This is a genomic window from Paenisporosarcina antarctica (assembly GCF_004367585.1).
In the GTDB taxonomy this organism is placed as follows: Bacteria; Bacillota; Bacilli; order Bacillales_A; family Planococcaceae; genus Paenisporosarcina; species Paenisporosarcina antarctica.
In genome coordinates, this window is record NZ_CP038015.1 from 1657297 (window position 1) to 1676027 (window position 18731).

An 18731-nucleotide genomic window follows, 5' to 3' on the forward strand; every position below is an offset into this window, starting at 1 on the left:
ATAGACAACTATGCTTCTAATTAAAATTTTTCATTATTCACAATATGATTGATTCTCTTCTTGACACACACTTAAAGTGCTTTATCGTCAACCGAATTCAACCATTGTTCAATTGGTGCAATTACAGATTCAACACAGCCATCTTCAAATGGTGAAATCAAGTTTGCTTCTTGGACAAGAGCAGTAAATGACAAACTTCCACCAAGCTTACACAAGTGGACGTAATCTGCCCAAGCTTGTTCACGATTCTCAAGCGTACGTTTAAAGAACTGGAACGCACATATTTGAGCTAATGTATAATCGATGTAGTAAAAAGGACTTTGATAAATATGACCTTGTCTTTGCCAAAATCCACCTCTGTTTAAATAGTCATTACCATCATAGTCACGGTGAGGTAAATATTTTTCTTCTATCTCTTTCCATGCCAATTTACGAGCAGCAGGAGAGACTTGTGGATTTTCATATATATAGTGTTGGAATTCATCCACTGCTACACCATAAGGTAAAAATTCCAGCGAGCTGCTCAAATGGGAGAATTTATATTTATCTGTATCTTCCTTGAAAAAGTTCTCCATCCATGGCCATGTTAAAAATTCCATACTCATTGAATGAATTTCACATGCTTCAAATGTTGGCCAGATATATTCTGGTATTTCAAAATGACGACTCGAGTAGACTTGGAATGCATGTCCAGCTTCGTGCGTCAATACATCAATATCTCCTGAAGTGCCATTAAAGTTTGAGAAAATAAAAGGTGCTTTGTATTCCTCGATATATGTGCAGTATCCGCCACTTGCCTTACCTTTTTTCGCGACCAAATCCATTAAATTATTGTCAATCATGAAATCAAAGAATTCACTAGTTTCTCGTGACAATTCATTATACATCTTTTTACCACCTTCAATTATCCACTCGGGTGAACCTTTAGGTGTTGCATTTCCCGTCTTATAATTAAAGGATTCGTCATAGTATTTATAGTCGTCAAGACCAATTCGTTGTTGTTGACGTTGCTTTAATTTAGAAGCCAACGGAACAATGAATTTCTTTACTTGATCACGGAAATTTTTTACCATTTCTGAATCATAATCGGTACGAATCATTCTATAATAGCCAAGTTCTACAAAGTTTTTGTAGCCCAATGTTTGAGCTATTTCTGTACGGACTTTGACTAGGTCATCATAAATACGATCGAGTTGTTCCTCATTTTTGGTAAAGAAGTTGAAGTACGCTTCTTTTGCTTCTTTTCGCATTTTACGGTCTTTGGATTCAGTAAAGGGCTGCAATTGAGCGAGTGTAAGATCTTCATTTTCAAACTGAATGATTGCAGATGCAATCAATTGTTGATATTCAGATGTCAATTTATTTTCTTTTTGCATTAAAGGTATAACTTCTGTAGAAAAAGATTTAATCTGTGCATTTGCGATTGCAAATAATTGCGTCCCCCACTTTTCTTCTAATTCTTGTCGGAAAGCAGAATTCACTAAGGCTAAATAATATTTTGTGATTAAATCGTCTACCTTTGGACTAAGATCATCTAAATAGTCTTGTTCATCTTTATAAAACTCATCATTCGTATTAATTGAATTTCGAACATAGACGAGGTTCATCATCGTATCAACATTATTCCTGATATTATTAATCTGCTTCATTTCTATACTTTGAACTTCTACACTTTTTGCATCTTTAAATTTAGTTATTGCTTGATCAAAATTACGCTCTATCTCTTCAAATATCGGTCGAGTATACGTAAACTGTTCAATTTTTTTATCCATTTTTCCCAACCCCTACTTATCATAAATAGTAATTCATTGAAAATATGTTATTCGATATTACTTCATACTAATATGTAGTTTACTATTAATTCAAATAGTAATTCAAGAGAATATTATATAGTTGGAATTTTAAAATTCTCTTATTCTGACCAATTGTTTTGTTGTTCTTCTTCTGCAATCATCTGCAAGTCATCTGCTGATATTGAAATGATGTGATAATCATGCCGTTCTGCATATTTTAATGCCAGTTCTTTCATAAACTTGGGTGAACCTTCATTCTCTTCATCATAAATAATTAATAAACCATCTGAATTTCGTATGATGAATTTATTTTTTTCTATAAATTGAGAAGCCCCTTCATAAGGCTTTTTGGTTACACTTGTTTGAAAATCTGCCTTGGCACAAATCATTTGATACTTCTCTTTTTTGGTGTCGTTCCAGTTCTTTTCTTGTTCTAAAAACGGAGTGATGATGGCATATTTAAGTTCGGGATACGTTTCTTTTAATTCAATAACCAATTCTGCTGCCCAAGTCTCGACCCCTAACTGCCCACTTAAAATAACCCATTCGAGCCCATCTTCAATCAGTTGAATGAGATGATTTTCTAATGCTTTTTTTATATAACCTACACCAGGGTGTTTGTCATCAAATACGCCAATTTCATGTTGTTTGTAACCTGTGATAACTAATCTTTTTATCATACGACTTCACCTTGCCTTTCAAGTTGACTTAAATATCGTCATCGTGTAAAAACACAATGATAATATGTCAATTATGAGTTCTTATTTTTTAACTTTACTACAAGGATAGAATTTTTACTCCTCATAGGTTTTTAGACAAAAAAAGGCTCATCACCTGTTACAGTGATAAGCCTTTCCTATTTCCTTAATTCCTTATTTTAAGTCTTCAACCGAAGTTATATCCATATAAGTTGGAACAACTAAACCAATTTTAACTCCAGTCATGTTAACACCAAGTTCTTCGAAGTCGCCTTCAAATTTATCAGCATATGTTTTATGAGTAAGTGGCATCCATGCAGCAAGGGATGCATCCGCACTTCCATCAGCAACGGCTGTCCATAGAGGACCTGCTTCAACTTGTACTAAATTTACATCATAACCCATGTCTTCTAAAACAATCTTCATAACGTTATGGCTTGCGATTTCACTATCCCATGCAACATATGCAAGTTTGATCTCATCGCCGTCCACTTTCTCAACGTCTTTTGTCCATTCAGCTACTTTATCTTCATTTGATTCAACCCAGTTTTGAGAAGCTACATCTTCTTTTTCACCGTCTTGGATAGCGATCATCACTTCACCCATATCATCTTGAGTCCAGTTAAACTGTGAAAGAATTTGATGAGCTTCTGGTAAATCCTCTTGTAAACCTAATCTACCTATCGTACGGATCTCTTCTTCACCGCCAAAAACTTCTTTTGGATCTTCAAGGTACTTCAAGTCGAACTTAGCGAATTTCCAGTGTGGAGTCCAACCTGTAACGATAATTGGTTCTTCGTTTTCATAAGCTTTTTGTAAAGAAGCTGTCATTGCGGCACTTGAACCTGCAATAACACTCCAATCTTCCAATTCATATTCTTCAATTGCCTTTTCCGTAGCTGCCATAAGTCCAGCACCTGGATCAATTCCAGTGATTTTATAGTCAACAGATTCACCTACTGAATTTGCTTCTGGAGTTGAAGTCGTGTCGTCTTGTGTATCCTCTTCGTTCCCACATGCAGCAAGCCCTAGTGATAGTAGAGCAATTGCTCCCAATCCTGTAATTTTTTTAAATAATAATGTCATAATGTTGTTCCTCCTTTTTTGTTTTTCCCAGCGTGTTGCGTTATACGATCTAACATAATAGCAATGATTACAACTGATAGACCAGCTTCAAATCCTACACCGGTTTTCAATTGCGTGACGGCTCTATAAACATCTGCACCGAGCCCAGGTGCACCTACCATTGAAGCAATTACAACCATAGACAGCGAAAGCATGATACTTTGGTTAACTCCAGCCATAATTGTTGGTTTTGCCAGTGGGATTTGTACTTTACTTAATCGTTGCCATGTAGTTGAACCAAAAGCCTGAGTGGCTTCAATTAATTCTTCTGGCACTTGTTGAATACCTAACATCGTTAAACGAATTGTCGGTGGCATGGCGAATATCACGGATGCCACAACCCCTGGTACTACACCGATATTGAAAAAGAAAATAGCCGGTAACAAGTATACGAATGCTGGCATTGTCTGCATCAAGTCTAGGACTGGAACAATCGATTTCCGAACATTTGCTTTCTGAGAGCCCCAGATTCCAATTGGAATTCCAATTGAAATTGCGAAAAAGACAGAAGTTAATACAAGAGCTAACATTTGTAGCATTGAATACCAATAACCTAAATAATCAATGAACAATAAGCCAAATAATGAAAATAAGGCAATTTTCCTAGTAGAAATAAACCATGCAAGTAAGCTAAATAGAACAGCAAGTAGTATAGATGGAACCATATCAAGAACGTCTACTGAGCCTTCAACAATTCCTTCTAATAGATCAGCAATTCCATCAAATACTGTGCCAAACGTAGTAACTAGCCAATTTACAGCAAAGTCAATCCACTCAGCAAATGGAATACGAGGTAAAAGTTCATCCATTCTTATTCACCTCCGTTTCCGTTAGTCCCGCAGAATTCACTGTTCCATCACTATTAATAAACTTATTGTCTCCAGATAAAGCACCAATCAGTGGACCACGAATAAGAATTCCTTGTAGTTTTTTATCATCAGAAATCACTGCAACGGGAATGGATGCTGTTGACACAACATCAAACAACTCCGTTAACACGGTATCTGATGAAACCATTGGAAGATCAGTAATAATGATTTCTTCAAGCGACTTTTCTGTATTAGAAGCAGCCAATGCATCTACAGCTGTCACAGCTCCTAGTAGTCGGTTACTATTGTTCACGACGTAAATGGACGATATACCCAATTGTTTCATAAGACGAAGTGCAACACGATGTCCTCGGTCCACTTTAACTGTATCTGCCTTCACCATGACGTGACCCGCTGTTAATACTTTTGATAAATCAACATCTTCTACGAATCGTTCAACATAATCATTAGAAGGACTCATCAAAATCTCTTCTGGAGTTCCAATTTGCACAATTTCCCCATCTTTCATTAATGCAATACGATCTCCGATTCGGAGTGCCTCATCAAGGTCATGGGTAATGAAAATAATTGTTTTCCCCATATCATGATGAAGTTGTAAAAGTTCGTTTTGCATGTCTTTACGAATGAGTGGATCCAAAGCACTGAATGCTTCATCCATGAGCAAAATATCTGGGTCATTTGCAAGAGCCCTTGCTAGACCTACACGTTGTTTCATCCCACCACTTAATTGGTGAGGATACTGATCTTCATAACCAGCAAGACCAACGAGCTTTAATGATTCTTTCGCCTTTGACTGTCTCTCTATTTTCGCAACGCCTTGAATTTCTAAACCATACTCTGCATTTTCAGCAATTGTTTTATGCGGAAGAAGAGCGAAATTTTGAAACACCATACTGATTTTATTACGTCTCACTTCACGAAGTTGCTCTTTATTCATCTGAACAATGTCATCTCCATCAAGAAGAATATGCCCCATTGTCGGATCAATTAATCTGTTTAATAACCGAACGAGTGTGGATTTTCCACTTCCAGACAATCCCATAATGACAAAAATTTCACCTTCGTAAACATCAAAGGTTGCATTGTTCACTCCAACCGTTGCACCAGTTTCTTTCAAGATTTCATTTTTCGACTTACCTTCTTTAAGCTGCTGAGCCGCACGCTTACTGTTTTTGCCGAAAATTTTTGTAGCTCCCCTAACTTCAATTTTATTCTTCACAATATTTTCGCTCATCGATACAACTCCTTACGTTACAGAACCTAATTTTTGCTTAGATATAAATGTAATCTCTATGTAACCAGTCTTCAGTGTAAATGTAATCTGTTTGTAATACAACCTTAAAAACAATATATACCGTTTAAACAGTAAAAACTGTTTATATAGCAATTAATATAAATTGCATTTTCTTGGTGGTTATAATAGGCTTAACAAGATAGATGAATTAGCTAGATAAGGCTATTACAGTGGAGGAAATTATTAATGGAAGGTAAAGAAAAACTTGAAAAATCACGTGAGCGAATGATTGAAACTATTGCAAAAAATATACATCTTTACGGTCTTACCCCTTCTGCAGGTAGACAATATGGCATGATGTTTTATCAAAATGAACCAGTAACATTGGATGATATGACAGAAAAACTGGGTATGAGCAAAACTAGCATGAGTACCTCCGTCAAAGCATTGTCCGATTTAAAACTAGTCGAACGTGCATGGAAAAAGGGCGTCAGAAAAGACTTATACCATGCTACGGATGATTGGTATCAAAGTTTTATTGATTTATTTACAATTAAGTGGCGGAGATCCGTTTCACTTCATATGGTTTCAATAAAGAAATCATTAATTGAACTTGAGCAGCTTGCCAATGATTCTACGATAAGTTTGGAACTTCAACAAGAAGTACAAATTGATATTGAAAAGTTGAATTATATTAAAAACTATTTTGAATGGCTCAATCGACTCGTCGATACATTTGAAAACCATGAAATATTTAATCTTGTCCCTATCAATGAATCAAAAAAGGATTCTAATGTCTGATCGAAAACAGGCTTAAATTCATGTTTAGTGGACTGAAATTAGGAAGACAATAAAACACCTCATATTGATATGCTTGTTTTAAAAGCATATCAATATGAGGTGTTATTTTAATATCCAGAATTGATTTTATACATGTAATACTACCTGCATGGGAGATCCTTTTAAGGTTAATAATTTGTGGAATTTAGGACGTATAGTGTGTGAGTAAGGGGTAAATGATCTCTTACTAAATTAAAAACATGGCCACAATCGTCGTGACAACTAACCCTATTGTTACTGGGGTAAGGTTTCTTCTTGCAAGTTCAAATGGATCGACGCCGCAGATTGCGGCTGCTGGAATTAAAGCCCATGGAACCAATGTTCCTCCACCAACCCAGATAGCCGCTATTTGTCCTAGTGCTGTTAGTGTAGCTGCACCTGCGCCGATAGCTGTAGAAAATATTTGTGCAACTGAACCGACGAGAGAAATTCCTGAAAATCCAGAACCATCAAGTCCTGTTATCGCACCCACAATAGTCAATGTAACTGCACTTACTTCTTTAGTTAGCGGCACAACAGAAGCCAGTGCCACTCCAAGATCATTTACGATTCCATGTGAGTTTTTCGGTAAAAGTTCTCCAACGATTTTTGTAAAGCCTGCATCACCCAAATAGAAAAAGGCGGCAATAGGAATAACTGCACCAAAAACTTTGAACCCAAATTGAAAGCCATCAATTAAGTAACTAGTTGCAAGTTCAAGTCCTTTATTACGATGACTGACCATCGTAATTAGTAAAAGTATAAAAATAGATGTGCCGCCTATTAATGCAGTAGCATCACCACCTTGCAAGTTAAGGGAAGACATTACCACTACATCAAGTGCAAAGACTAGTGGAATAAAGATTGAGAATAAACGTTTTTGATTGGAAGAAAGCAACATTAATTGTTGTGGCGAAGGTTCAGCGGTCGGGGTCGTAGTTAATCCGGTTTCATTCGTTAGTTTACCAGATTTTAAGTCGCGTTTTAAGAAGTAAAAAGCAGTGAGTGTTGTCACAAGTCCCATTATAAATACAAGTGGGATACTTGCACTAATTACTTCACTAACAGGAAGCCCGGCAGCATCTGAAGTTAATTTAGGTGCACCTTGAATAATGAAATCACCAGATAAGGCAATACCATGACCGAATAAATTCATAGCCATCGCAACTCCAAGTGCGGGTAGCCCTACTCGAATGGCTACAGGAAGTAAAACTGCACCCATTAATGCTACTGCTGGTGACGGCCAGAAAAACCAAGATATGACCATCATGAGAATGCCTATAGTCCAATATGCTAGTGCGGGGGTTCTGATGAGTTTAGAAAAAGGTGAAATCATTACATCATTAATACCGGTATCTGTTAAAACCTTACTCATAGCAACAATAATTGAAATTACCAGAATGGTAGGGAGTAACTCTGTTATCGCGAAAATAAAACTCGTAAAAATACTGCTAATTGAGGCACTTAATGATCCGGTTGCTGTTATGGCAATTAAAAAGATACCCATAATACTTACGAGAGTCGTATCTCGCCTCATCACCATAAAGCCGATAATTAAAAAGATAAAAATAACGTAAATCCAATGCAGCGCTGTCAAATCAACGCCCATTTTCTTTCGCACCTTTCTGTTTTTTTATCATCGGAATGGGTTTTCTCGCCATCCCAGATGTACTATAGAATATGTGCTAAATGAAAAATGGGGTGAGGAATGATAAGTAAGAAATTATTGGGATCTAATTTTTATTGGTTATTAACGATTGCTGTATGCCGCTTTTGGTTTGGCAAGTCTACTGATACTTTTTGTATAAGAAATTGGTCCAAATAATTGAAGTGCAAATGGAGCAAAGTTCCCCCAAAATTTTTCGTCAATTTCATCCGTCATTGTTAATCGGAGCCCCATTAAAAGACTAAAATAGGCAGAAGCAGCGAAAATCGGATCTGATTCGCGAATTTGCCCCTTTTTTTGCCCTTTTTCAAGTAATAATGCTAGTTTAGAGCAGAATTCATTGTGAAAAAAGTTTAATTCGTCAAACTGATCTTTAAATCTACTATGTTGGCCAATAACTTGTACAACTAGTTGTAAATAAGTACTCAATTTGGCAAAAAGATTTATATGTGAATTAACCATTATTTTAAGTTCATTTAGAGAGTCTTCAGCTTCTGGATTAAAATCCAACATAATTGAGTTGATTTCTTCAATAGGCTCAATAACTGCAGAATGAAATAAATCCTCTTTTGAAGGAAAATAGGTAAAAACACTTCCAAAACTAATCCCAGAAGCCTTGGCTACTTTTGATATGGTTGTATCGTTATAACCTTGTTCAGAAAAAAGTGAAATTGCCTTCTCCAAAATTCGATCACGCTTCTCTTGCATCTTCAAATGCTGATTTTTTGAAATAGCCACTATTTTACCCCCATTTAATCTATGATTGATTAATCAATCATAATAAGTATAACAAACCTAAAAAAAATGTAAATTTATATCACTTTATTAGATTTATTAGCTTCCCATATCTAATATATAGGTATTAGTGTTTGGGGAATCTAAAACATCCTGAGTCATAAAACTTGGGATTTAAATATAACTTCGCTCTTATATGACAAAAAAGATGGCAATCTCACGGGAGATTGCCATCTTTATATATATCATTTTTTAGATTGATTAGTACTTCATTTCTATAGTATTTACATTACTTTCGTTTAATACATAATCTGAAGTTTCTCTCGCCGTATTTTCTTGTTTTGCAGGTGATTGATTATTTGATGCTTGTAAAGATTCATTATTTTCGGGTAGAATTTTTTTTTGTGATTTAGGAAATGCGTCCAATGAACCAAATTCGGATTTCTTTTCTTGCATTCCTTCATTGTAATATTGAACACTTGTCATAGAACCCTCCTCCACCATTCTATTATCATCCGGATCATTTGGATCAGAGTGACCAGCCTTGGTCATTTGAGTTCTACCTAACTTTTGTGTAGCCAAAAAAGAGGTTGTCTTAGTTCTTAAATTTTTAAAAGCTACATTAAATTTACCCCTATTTTCAGGATTTTGTAAATACGCATAAGCACCTGCTGCTAATCCAGCTAATAACAATGAACGACCACTACCTTTTGCCATAACTTATTCCTCCAAGTACTTAAATTTATTGATACCGTATTATTACCCTTATTTAATCATTCCGAGACAAAAATTTGTTTTATTGACTCATGCCAACTGAAAGTATTAACTAAAATAACGTTCATAATTTTGAAACTATCATTTGTACGCGCAAATTTAAGTTTTTGCATACTATAACAGGAGATGACCTCTAAACAAACTCTTTCTGAATAATTACACAGTGAAAGAGTTGATTTATAAGAATTGAAAAAATAATGCACTTGATGATGATCTTATACCATCGGAAATACAAGTTATAAATCAATCGGAAACCATAAATCTTGATTACTTTGATTAATGGGATGAGCATAACAATTTAATAAAATCTTCGTCGTCAATTCATTGGCTTTTCGTGCTTTTAGATGCTGCTTAACTTAATTTCGCAAGCGATAGCAAGAACCAGCAATTAGTTCATCAGAAGGTATATGGGATAATTCGTAATTACTATAAGGACCGTGCTTCTTTTGAAAAGAAGCAATGACTTGAAAACCTATATAATATCCAATCCATTTAGGGAAAGGATTTCTATCATTACCATATAAAAAATGTTGATGGTTTTTTATCCCAACTATATTCAAAGAAGGTTTAAAGTATTTTTCCCATATTTCAGCAGTACCTTCTAAAGAATAGAGCTTTGTCCAGGGGGCGAGCCACTTTTCCCCGTATAAGTCTTTGACTGCATACTCTCCTAGCCCCTCAATAATTAGCGAATCCTTTAAAGGAATTTTCTCAGGAGATAACCCCAAATAGTTTAGCCGACAAACGTGGTTATATTCATGAGCTAATAAGGCCTTAATTTCTTCTATTGGTACTTCAGTGGACAAAAATAAAAATAATGCTCCTTTATACGCCACCCCACTTTTAGTAGGGAATTTATTTTCTACTTCAACACTTCCTTTTTTTATAGGAAATATAAATATTGGGATTTCTGGACCATTCCATAAACATCTTAAAAGTTGATATTCAACTTCAACAATTCGCCAAATGTTATTTTTTTTCATTTCAATTAGAGTACATCCTATGGTCACCCAATCATCTGAATCAAATAATCCGTGGTTTAAAAGCTCGTATTGCAATTCTTCGGGATTTACATTAGAGAACGATTCTACTAGTGGGACACATATAGTTTCACATTGTATAAAATATGAATTTTCCCTAATCTGGTCCTCACATCGTTTAACAAAATTATATACCCATGTTTGTGTTTGAATTACTGACAAGTATTTCACCCTTTTCTAGTTTAGTTATTGTACGTTGATAGTTTTTCTGCTTGTTATTTAATATATGCTTTTAATACACCACTATTACTTATTACTATATGAAATGAACTTAAAACTAATTAATCCAACTTTAGACGTTTGTCTACTATTAATAATAATTTGCTACATAAATTAATAGAACATACTTGTATGTAAATTTGTTTGAAAGGGGGATAAAAATGTCTCAATCTAATGTGTATAATCTATGCTGTAGATATCATGGTCAAACTGTGAGAATTACTTGTAGTGATGGTAGGGTTCATGTGGGGGAAATTACTAGAATAAATAGACACACGGTTTGGATTCGTCCTACTGGAAGTCTCTGTGGTTATGGCTATGGTTACTATGGAGGATATCGTGGATTCGGCTATGGCATTGCACTTGGTGCGATCACTGGGGTTATTCTAGCTACTGCATTTCTTTGGTAAGCCGAAATTTTGTGTATAAATAATTTAATTGATGCTGCCTTATGAATCTTTTTACTTTTTGTGGATAAATATTAAACACCGCTCAAGTTATGTGAGCGGTGTTTAATTGAGAAGTCTAAAAATCGAAGTTATCAGGGTCTGGACCTACGCGTTTATTATCATTTAAAGCTGCAATTTGCTTTAATTCGTCTGATGATAAGGTGAAATCAAAAATAGATGAATTTTCAATAATACGATGATTTTGTATTGATTTGGGTATGGTAACTACCCCATTTTGTATATCCCATCTCAAAATAACTTGCGCGACCGATTTGTTATGTGACTTGGCAATTTCTATCAGTTTTGGATCTTCAAGTAGTTGACCTTGCATGAGTGGTGACCATGCTTCAAGTTGTATATTATGAAGTTTACAATAAGAAAGAAGCTCTACTTGTGATAATTTCGGATGAAATTCAACTTGATTCACCATTGGAATAATCTTTGCGTATTTCATAACATCTTCTAGATGATGTATTTGGAAATTACTAACGCCAATCGATTTCACACGATTTTCTATATAGAGTGTTTCTAATGCCTTCCATGTGTCTAAATATTTACCTTCTACTGGCCAATGAATTAAGTATAAATCTAAATAATGTAACCCTAGTTTCTTTAAACTCGTCTCATACGCTTCTATTGTAGCTTCATAACCGAAATCTTCATTCCATACTTTTGATGTAATAAATAAATCTTCTCGAGAAATACCAGCTTCTTTTATACCTTCACGTATTCCTTCGCCTACACCTTCTTCATTCTTATAAATTGCTGCGGTATCGATGCTACGATACCCTTGTTTAATAGCTGTTTTGACAGCTGCCACAACTTCTGAACCTTCTTTTACTTTATAAACGCCCAGTCCTACCCATGGCATTTTAACGCCGTTATGTAATGTCGTAGTTGCTTGTAAATTATTTGGCATAGTATGAAATTCTCCTTTTTCATTATCTGTTATCTTTTATTCTTTTCTATTCTCTCTTTTTTCACTTGTGACTTCAATAAAAAGAACTTCTAGATATTCAAATTAGTAGAGAATATAGCTTAAAACCTATTAAATCAACATTAATAAAATAGTTGCATTTTGCATATAATTAAGCTTTTATTTACTTGTAATATACAACCAATTAATATCATTTGCATACTGCATATATTATACTTATCATTTAATTGCATAACGCAAGTTTAATATTCTATAAAAAAAGCCAGTTCTTATTTCTAAGAAAAGGCTTTATCTCTATTTATTATCTTTAATCTAAATCTTTAGCGTATACAAATCCATCTTCATCATGAACGTCTACTGCGTTTGTAATATGGACAGAAGTTCGAAGATAAAGTTTTATATTGTCGTCTTTACAGTCCCAGCGCTCATCTGGCATTAGTTCAAAAGGAACCATACGTGTTTCTTTTGATTTCACCGAACCGATCATTTCAATCTTATGTTTGGCAATACAATCTTCTGTCATATCGAAATCACTATCTTCTCGATAACCTTCAGTCCTTTTAAACACTTCCAGGTTAATAAACTCAATTACTTGATCACTTTGACCTCCAGCTATGTAAATTGTTCCAGAAAGAGTATCCCCATGCGCAAGTTTAGGCTGGTCGACAATAGTATCTACTTTCATTGTACCTATTCCTATAGTCGATAAAAATTTCTCAAACATCTATTTATCCTCCTTGTCATCATAAAACTTCTAAATTTACTTTATCTTATTTAATCTTCTAAGTTGGAGGGTTCAAAGTGATTATTAAGTGTTGTTTCATGACGATTGTAACGTCTTTTAAATAACATGTACATATGATTTACTAATACTTTTAGTAAAGCATATCCCGGAATTCCTAAAATTACGCCAGGAACTCCAAATAGCGAACCTGCCGTCAATAATACAAAGATTATCGTAATTGGATGTATATGTAGTGATTTACCCATGATTTGGGGAGAAATAAATTTCCCTTCAACTAATTGCACGACAGTCCATACTATTGCTAATTTAGCTAACATAAAAGGAGAAGTAACAATGGCAATAACAGCCGCTGGTGCAATGGCGATTATGGGACCTAAATACGGGACGACACTTGTAATCATAGCCAACACACCCAAAAGCAACGCATAATCCATACCTATAATTAGAAAGCCTATGAAAACCATTGTACCAATACACATGGAAACTAAAATTTGACCTTGTATATAAGCACTGATTTGTTTATCAGCTTCCTTCATTACTTGATGCGTATCTTCACGCATGCGTGGAGGTAATAGATTAAGAATATATTGTGGTAACCTCTCACCATCTTTAAGTAAATAAAATAAGATAAATGGAACTGTAACGATAGCTAAAATTAGACCAGTTAATGTAGATATTACTTTCCCGATTCCACTAGCTACCCCACCGACTGTTTCTTGCAAGATATTCCCAATGTCTTCGGGAATTTGTTCCATTAATGTATTAACATCAAATTCTAAATTTAAATAATAACTTGAAAAGATAGAATTACGTAAAAATGCATCAATAGATATTACAAGTTGCTTGAAATATTCAGGGAACTCTTGAACTAAATTTGTTAATTGTGCTTTTAAAAATGGGAATACTAGCACAATTAACAATGTAATTAATCCAGTTAACACTAAGAATATAATGATAATCGCCCATACTTTGGGCACTTTGAATTGAATTAACTTACGCAATAATGGTCGCAACAAGTAATATGCAATTGTGGCGAGAATAACTGGCAAGACAACATTTGCTAACAGTACTTGTAAAGGGTAAAAAACAAATGAAACAACATCAAAAATCCAAATAATTAACCCAATAAGAAAAAGTAATATCAATAAAAAGAGCGTATTCTTCCCACCTAGAAACTGAATGAATCTAGTAGAAAAAAAGGAAGTTTTTCCTTGTTGCATAGCATTTCCTCACTTTCAATTTCTCAATTCTTTTAGTTCAGGAAGAATACATCGATCAACAGTGAATCAACGTAATCGCATTCCGAGAAATTCGCTTAAAGCTTGCTTATTTTTATCGACATTTATTTCAATTACAGATCCTACACCTGGAAAAGAACTGAAATCATAACTTTTTTCTATAGGAATAGTCAGTTTGTTAATATTTACTCCCCCACTAAACCCTAGACTTAGGACATGTTTGATTTCTTCAGTTGTCGAGTAATCAGTCTGAACATAACCTTGAATTGCACCAGCAAATTTAGGGTAATAAAAAGCATTTAAAGGACTAAGCACTTCTTCTTTAAGTGCCTCCATAACTTTTTGTTGTCTAGCGACTCTACCAAAATCGCCTTCTTCATCAGCTCGAAATCTTGCATAGCCCAAAAGTTCTTGTCCATTTAACTGTTGAACACCCTGTTCAAGCGATACACCAATTTTCTCCGACATCGCTTTCTCAACATCAATTGTAACGCCACTTGGTGCAACAATATCAACTAAAGACTCAAAACTCTCAAAATCGATTAATGCATAATGATGAATGGGGACACCAAACATACTTGAAATTGTATCTTTTAATAGTTGAACGCCGCCTAACGAATACGCTACATTTAACTTTTGTGGTTTATATCCACCTGGAATTGAGGCATAAATATCTCGCATAAAAGACACTATGTTTACTTCGTCTGTTTCTTTGTTCCACGAAACGAGCATCATTGTATCTGAACGCGATATTCCACTTTCACTAATATCTGCTCCAAGTACCAATACATTCTGAATTGAGGAATTCTTCACATCTAGCGAATCACCTGTGAATTTAATATCTTTTTGATCTTTAGTAGAAGCTAAATCTTTTCCGGCTTTATACTGAAAAATAGAGAAGACAACTAATCCAATGAGTAAAAGGAATGTAATAGTCATAAAGAAACGGCCAAAGCGCAATTTTCTTTTCTTTTTCATGGACCGACGATTTGGACCTTGCTCTTCCATAACGCTTCCCCCTTTTTTACTTACGAATAATAGAACGAAATGAGACCAAATAAGTTGCGTTTTTCACTTTCTCAATCATAGTTGTTGAGCACTGATCATGCAAGTGCTACAATACGATTTATGCAGAGTTTGGAAGGGGTTTTTGAAATGAATAAAGCTACATTTGCTGGTGGGTGTTTTTGGTGTATGGTTAAGCCTTTTGATCAATGGGAAGGCATTGAATCGGTTGTTTCCGGTTATATGGGTGGACATGTTAAAAATCCAACATATGAAGATGTTAAAAAAGGAGATTCAGGCCATTTGGAAGCAGTACAAATTCAGTTTGATTCATCTATTTTTACATATGATCAATTGCTTGAGATTTTTTGGCAACAAATTGACCCGACTGATGACGGGGGGCAATTCCAAGATCGAGGAGATTCATATAAAACAGCTATATTCACACATTCTGATGAGCAATTGGAAAAAGCAATTAACTCGAAACGATTACTTGCTGCAAGTGGACGATTCACAAAACCGATTGTTACACCTATTCGTCCAGCACAAACTTTCTATGTCGCAGAAGATTATCACCAAGATTATTATAAAAAAGAACCGGAAAATTACGCAGAAGATCGCGCGTTATCCGGCCGTGATGAATTTATCCAAGAAAATTGGGAGAAATAGTTTGTTATTAGCCTTGCATTTGCAAGGTTTTTTTATTTAATAAAAGAGTGACGATAAACATTCCTACAATTAATCCGAGCATGACTAAATACGTATTTTGATGCGTCCCGCTCCAATCATATAAGATACCAATTGCGAGAGGAACCATCCCCCCCATGATGAATCCTCCAGTTTGAACCATCGCCGTCCATGAATTTGCTTCTTTCGCATCAGTTGTTTCGTCAAGTGGTAACAATAGAGCAAGTGGGAATAATCCGCCTAACGTCAAACCTAAGAGAATCGAGGCTGGCCAAATCAGCGTAACACTTCCTGTTAATAAAAGGATAAGACCAATTGTGCCAAGGAAGAGCGAAAAATAAATCCAAAAAGAGCGATTCGGAAATTTTTCAAGTAGTAGTGGAATGGAGATATTAGCAAATATTTGCGCTACTGTCAAAACACTAATTACAGATCCAGCTTCAATAAGACTAAACCCTAATTCACTTGCTGCAGATGCAAGCCATGTCATTAAGGAGAAGAATAATGAAGCTTGGAAACCAAAGAACAATAAAATGAGCCAGGCTCTTTTATTAGACCACGGTGAACGAAAAACAACTTGTTGTTGTCGTTTTATGTTTAGTGGTTCTTCTTGTTGCGGTTTCATAGCAACAAACCATACTAAATAAGCAAGTAAAGCTAAAGTAGACCAAAAGGCTAAAGCGAACTCCCATTTCTCTCCTATCCAAACATATAAAACACCAGTTAATCCAGCACTCAGAGTTGCGCCTGCACCCATTCCTAAAGAATAGATGCCGATTGCAGAGGCAGTTCGAGTAGGGAATTTTTCTTTTATTAATGAGGATATTATGGGACCTATAATTGCAATCGCTACTCCAATAACAAAAGCTGTCACTAAAAGTGAAATGTAATCATTTAACCAAGCACGGATGAGTGTAAGAATACCAATGATACCAATTAATAAGGATATTCCACGTCTCTGTCCAAACTTGTTTAACCAATGCACAGCTAGTGGAGCAAATAATCCCATACAAATAACTGGAACCGCAGTTAATAAGCTCACTTCACTGTTCGTTAAATTCAAATCATTACGAATAGTATCTAACAATGGACCGATAGATGTAACAGCTGGTCGTAGATTTAATGCAATTAAGAAAATTGCGAATAATAATGATGTCATTGATTTTTGAGAATTCATAATTTCACAGTCCTTTATTTATGATAGTTCTTTATTAAGTAAACCATATCAGACGTCTGACCACAATGATATAATGACAAATATCGAATTGCGGAACATGTGTTTCATAATTAGTTTTGTACATTAGTTTAACCGTATATTTCAACATAATGTTCTTAAGTTGAATCTCGGCTACGTTAAAAAAGGCTTCCATTTACACAACTGGAAGTCCTTCCTTATATAGATTAATTTGATTGCGACCAAGTGATTTAGCTAAATACATTGCTTGGTCAGCGTTCTTGATAATAACTTCTCGCGATTGATGTTCAGTGACTTCGCATATTCCAGCAGAAAACGACAATTTCACTGAATCCATACGATATTTTAATAACTCATCATTGCAACATGCTTGGAGAGACAGTAATTGCCGTTGTGTTTCTATACCATTTTTATTATGAAACAGTAGCATAAATTCTTCCCCACCCCATCTTGCAACAATATTCGGGCTAGGTATTTGCCTTTTCAATAAATTGGAAAAAGTTTGAAGGGCGATGTCACCAAAAGTATGCCCATATTGATCATTAATATTTTTAAAATAGTCTAGATCTAAGATTGCTATTGTGAAGGGCTGCCTATTTTTTTCAAGTTGATGTTGAGCTTTTTTAATTTCATCAATCATTTTACGTCGATTATATAAGGATGTTAAAGGATCCGTAATAGATAACTCTTTCACTTGATCCACTAAATGTTCTAATTCTTTATTCCGTTGTTGCAGCTGATATTCTGTTTCTTTTCTTTCTGTAATATCAACGTGAGTACCAATCATACGTAACGCCACCCCATACTCATCGCGTTTTACGGCTTTCCCTCTATCTAAAATCCAACGATAGGTTCCGTCTGAGTGTCGTAAACGATGTTCACTTTCAAAAAAAACAGAGTCATTTCGAATATGTTCTTCGATGACCTCATTCACTTTTTCAACATCCAATGGGTGAATTCGTTTTCTCCACTCGATTAATTGGTTAGGTAATTCATGTTCTTCATATCCGAGCATACTTTTCCAATGTTTCGAGAAAAATACATCATTCTTTTCCAAATCCCAGTCCCAGACGCCCTCCCTCGCACTGTCTATAGCTGTTGCCCATTGATGCTCGAGAGATATATGCATATTTATTTCTTGTTTAATTTCAGTTTGATCAAAAAGAAAAGAAAAATTTGAGATTTTGCTCGTAATATTATCTTGCTTTAAATATGTATAGGATTTAATAAAGCGGATATCTCCATTTTTCGCATAAATTCGATAAGAAGATTCCCAAGGGCTTTGGGACGCAATTCGTTGAACCATAGCGGCCCGAAACTTGTCTCTATCTTCTTCAAATATAATCGATAATATAGGTACATTGCCAGTAATAATATCTTCAGGAGTGTACCCGAAAATTCGCTCAACATTTGGAGTTATTTGATCGACCACTTTATTCTCTTCATCTATTTTCCAGTGCATAAATATTATAGGGCCATTCCAAGTCATTTCCTGAAATGGTTCTACAAAAGAATATTCCATATTACCCACTAAATCCCACC

General features: G+C 35.1%; 18 protein-coding genes. 3 read left to right on the forward strand and 15 right to left on the reverse strand.

Annotation, left to right across the window (positions count from 1 at the left end):
* Window positions 1-71: 71 nt before the first annotated feature.
* The 5 genes from E2636_RS08335 to E2636_RS08355 form a co-directional block, all read right to left on the reverse strand.
* On the reverse strand, window positions 72-1772 hold the full coding sequence (locus E2636_RS08335) for a M3 family oligoendopeptidase (protein WP_134209787.1): 1701 nt from the start codon (window positions 1770-1772) through the stop codon (window positions 72-74).
* A gap of 140 nt (window positions 1773-1912) precedes the next feature.
* Window positions 1913-2473 (reverse strand): SLOG family protein, encoded by a 561-nt coding sequence (locus E2636_RS08340; RefSeq protein ID WP_134209788.1) that lies wholly within the window; start codon window positions 2471-2473, stop codon window positions 1913-1915.
* 192 nt (window positions 2474-2665) lie between these two features.
* Complete coding sequence (locus tag E2636_RS08345) at window positions 2666-3577, reverse strand: glycine betaine ABC transporter substrate-binding protein (protein ID WP_134209789.1); 912 nt, start codon at window positions 3575-3577, stop codon at window positions 2666-2668.
* Window positions 3574-4425, reverse strand: coding sequence for an ABC transporter permease (locus E2636_RS08350; RefSeq protein ID WP_134209790.1), 852 nt, complete (start codon window positions 4423-4425; stop codon window positions 3574-3576). The genes E2636_RS08345 and E2636_RS08350 overlap by 4 nt, the downstream gene beginning before the upstream one ends.
* Complete coding sequence (locus tag E2636_RS08355) at window positions 4418-5680, reverse strand: quaternary amine ABC transporter ATP-binding protein (RefSeq protein WP_134209791.1); 1263 nt, start codon at window positions 5678-5680, stop codon at window positions 4418-4420. Before E2636_RS08355 ends, E2636_RS08350 begins: the two co-directional genes overlap by 8 nt.
* 246 nt (window positions 5681-5926) lie before the next feature.
* Between E2636_RS08355 and E2636_RS08360 the strand changes: the two genes are divergently transcribed.
* Window positions 5927-6481 carry a GbsR/MarR family transcriptional regulator gene (locus E2636_RS08360; protein WP_134209792.1) on the forward strand — a complete coding sequence of 185 codons (555 nt, stop codon included), beginning with the start codon at window positions 5927-5929 and terminating at the stop codon, window positions 6479-6481.
* A gap of 226 nt (window positions 6482-6707) precedes the next feature.
* On the opposite strand, the gene E2636_RS08365 is transcribed toward E2636_RS08360, so the two are convergent.
* The 4 genes from E2636_RS08365 to E2636_RS08380 all read right to left on the reverse strand — a co-directional run bounded on the left by E2636_RS08365 (window position 6708) and on the right by E2636_RS08380 (window position 10657).
* Window positions 6708-8108, reverse strand: a complete 1401-nt coding sequence (locus E2636_RS08365) for a hypothetical protein (protein ID WP_134209793.1) — start codon at window positions 8106-8108, stop codon at window positions 6708-6710.
* Between the two features lie 141 nt (window positions 8109-8249).
* Complete coding sequence (locus E2636_RS08370; RefSeq protein WP_134209794.1) at window positions 8250-8903, reverse strand: TetR/AcrR family transcriptional regulator; 654 nt, start codon at window positions 8901-8903, stop codon at window positions 8250-8252.
* Between the two features lie 258 nt (window positions 8904-9161).
* Window positions 9162-9617, reverse strand: coding sequence for a hypothetical protein (locus E2636_RS08375; RefSeq protein ID WP_134209795.1), 456 nt, complete (start codon window positions 9615-9617; stop codon window positions 9162-9164).
* A gap of 413 nt (window positions 9618-10030) precedes the next feature.
* The gene (locus E2636_RS08380) at window positions 10031-10657 is read right to left on the reverse strand and encodes a DUF2268 domain-containing putative Zn-dependent protease (RefSeq protein WP_243840749.1); all 627 of its coding nucleotides are present in this window, start codon (window positions 10655-10657) and stop codon (window positions 10031-10033) included.
* 437 nt (window positions 10658-11094) lie between these two features.
* On the opposite strand from E2636_RS08380, the gene E2636_RS08385 reads away from it, so the two are divergent.
* Window positions 11095-11343, forward strand: a complete 249-nt coding sequence (locus E2636_RS08385) for a hypothetical protein (RefSeq protein WP_134209797.1) — start codon at window positions 11095-11097, stop codon at window positions 11341-11343.
* A 115-nt stretch (window positions 11344-11458) separates the two neighbouring features.
* Here E2636_RS08385 and E2636_RS08390 read toward each other — a convergent pair whose 3' ends face one another.
* From E2636_RS08390 to E2636_RS08405, 4 genes are all read right to left on the reverse strand, one after another.
* Complete coding sequence (locus E2636_RS08390; RefSeq protein ID WP_134209798.1) at window positions 11459-12301, reverse strand: aldo/keto reductase; 843 nt, start codon at window positions 12299-12301, stop codon at window positions 11459-11461.
* A 325-nt stretch (window positions 12302-12626) separates the two neighbouring features.
* Entirely contained in the window at window positions 12627-13043 is a 417-nt protein-coding gene (locus tag E2636_RS08395) for a sporulation protein (protein WP_134209799.1), read from the reverse strand.
* A 50-nt stretch (window positions 13044-13093) separates the two neighbouring features.
* Window positions 13094-14284, reverse strand: coding sequence for an AI-2E family transporter (locus E2636_RS08400; protein WP_134209800.1), 1191 nt, complete (start codon window positions 14282-14284; stop codon window positions 13094-13096).
* Window positions 14285-14350: 66 nt separating this feature from the next.
* Window positions 14351-15310 carry an LCP family protein gene (locus tag E2636_RS08405; protein ID WP_134209801.1) on the reverse strand — a complete coding sequence of 320 codons (960 nt, stop codon included), beginning with the start codon at window positions 15308-15310 and terminating at the stop codon, window positions 14351-14353.
* Between the two features lie 147 nt (window positions 15311-15457).
* Here E2636_RS08405 and msrA point away from each other — a divergent pair, with 147 nt between their 5' ends.
* On the forward strand, window positions 15458-15976 hold the full coding sequence (gene msrA, locus E2636_RS08410) for a peptide-methionine (S)-S-oxide reductase MsrA (RefSeq protein ID WP_134209802.1): 519 nt from the start codon (window positions 15458-15460) through the stop codon (window positions 15974-15976).
* 7 nt (window positions 15977-15983) lie between these two features.
* On the opposite strand, the gene E2636_RS08415 is transcribed toward msrA, so the two are convergent.
* Both E2636_RS08415 and E2636_RS08420 read right to left on the reverse strand, forming a co-directional pair.
* Window positions 15984-17153 carry an MFS transporter gene (locus tag E2636_RS08415; RefSeq protein ID WP_243840750.1) on the reverse strand — a complete coding sequence of 390 codons (1170 nt, stop codon included), beginning with the start codon at window positions 17151-17153 and terminating at the stop codon, window positions 15984-15986.
* Window positions 17154-17364: 211 nt separating this feature from the next.
* The gene (locus E2636_RS08420; RefSeq protein ID WP_243840751.1) at window positions 17365-18651 is read right to left on the reverse strand and encodes a sensor domain-containing diguanylate cyclase; all 1287 of its coding nucleotides are present in this window, start codon (window positions 18649-18651) and stop codon (window positions 17365-17367) included.
* Window positions 18652-18731 lie beyond the last annotated feature (80 nt).

Coding starts and splice junctions, on each gene's coding strand:
- E2636_RS08335 (WP_134209787.1), bottom strand. CDS start 1,772: ATGGATAAAAAAATTGAACAGTTTACGTATACTCGACCGATATTTGAA.
- E2636_RS08340 (WP_134209788.1), bottom strand. CDS start 2,473: ATGATAAAAAGATTAGTTATCACAGGTTACAAACAACATGAAATTGGC.
- E2636_RS08345 (WP_134209789.1), bottom strand. CDS start 3,577: ATGACATTATTATTTAAAAAAATTACAGGATTGGGAGCAATTGCTCTA.
- E2636_RS08350 (WP_134209790.1), bottom strand. CDS start 4,425: ATGGATGAACTTTTACCTCGTATTCCATTTGCTGAGTGGATTGACTTT.
- E2636_RS08355 (WP_134209791.1), bottom strand. CDS start 5,680: ATGAGCGAAAATATTGTGAAGAATAAAATTGAAGTTAGGGGAGCTACA.
- E2636_RS08360 (WP_134209792.1), top strand. CDS start 5,927: ATGGAAGGTAAAGAAAAACTTGAAAAATCACGTGAGCGAATGATTGAA.
- E2636_RS08365 (WP_134209793.1), bottom strand. CDS start 8,108: ATGGGCGTTGATTTGACAGCGCTGCATTGGATTTACGTTATTTTTATC.
- E2636_RS08375 (WP_134209795.1), bottom strand. CDS start 9,617: ATGGCAAAAGGTAGTGGTCGTTCATTGTTATTAGCTGGATTAGCAGCA.
- E2636_RS08380 (WP_243840749.1), bottom strand. CDS start 10,657: ATGAAAAAAAATAACATTTGGCGAATTGTTGAAGTTGAATATCAACTT.
- E2636_RS08385 (WP_134209797.1), top strand. CDS start 11,095: ATGTCTCAATCTAATGTGTATAATCTATGCTGTAGATATCATGGTCAA.
- E2636_RS08390 (WP_134209798.1), bottom strand. CDS start 12,301: ATGCCAAATAATTTACAAGCAACTACGACATTACATAACGGCGTTAAA.
- E2636_RS08395 (WP_134209799.1), bottom strand. CDS start 13,043: ATGTTTGAGAAATTTTTATCGACTATAGGAATAGGTACAATGAAAGTA.
- E2636_RS08400 (WP_134209800.1), bottom strand. CDS start 14,284: ATGCAACAAGGAAAAACTTCCTTTTTTTCTACTAGATTCATTCAGTTT.
- E2636_RS08405 (WP_134209801.1), bottom strand. CDS start 15,310: ATGGAAGAGCAAGGTCCAAATCGTCGGTCCATGAAAAAGAAAAGAAAA.
- msrA (WP_134209802.1), top strand. CDS start 15,458: ATGAATAAAGCTACATTTGCTGGTGGGTGTTTTTGGTGTATGGTTAAG.
- E2636_RS08415 (WP_243840750.1), bottom strand. CDS start 17,153: ATGACATCATTATTATTCGCAATTTTCTTAATTGCATTAAATCTACGA.
- E2636_RS08420 (WP_243840751.1), bottom strand. CDS start 18,651: ATGCACTGGAAAATAGATGAAGAGAATAAAGTGGTCGATCAAATAACT.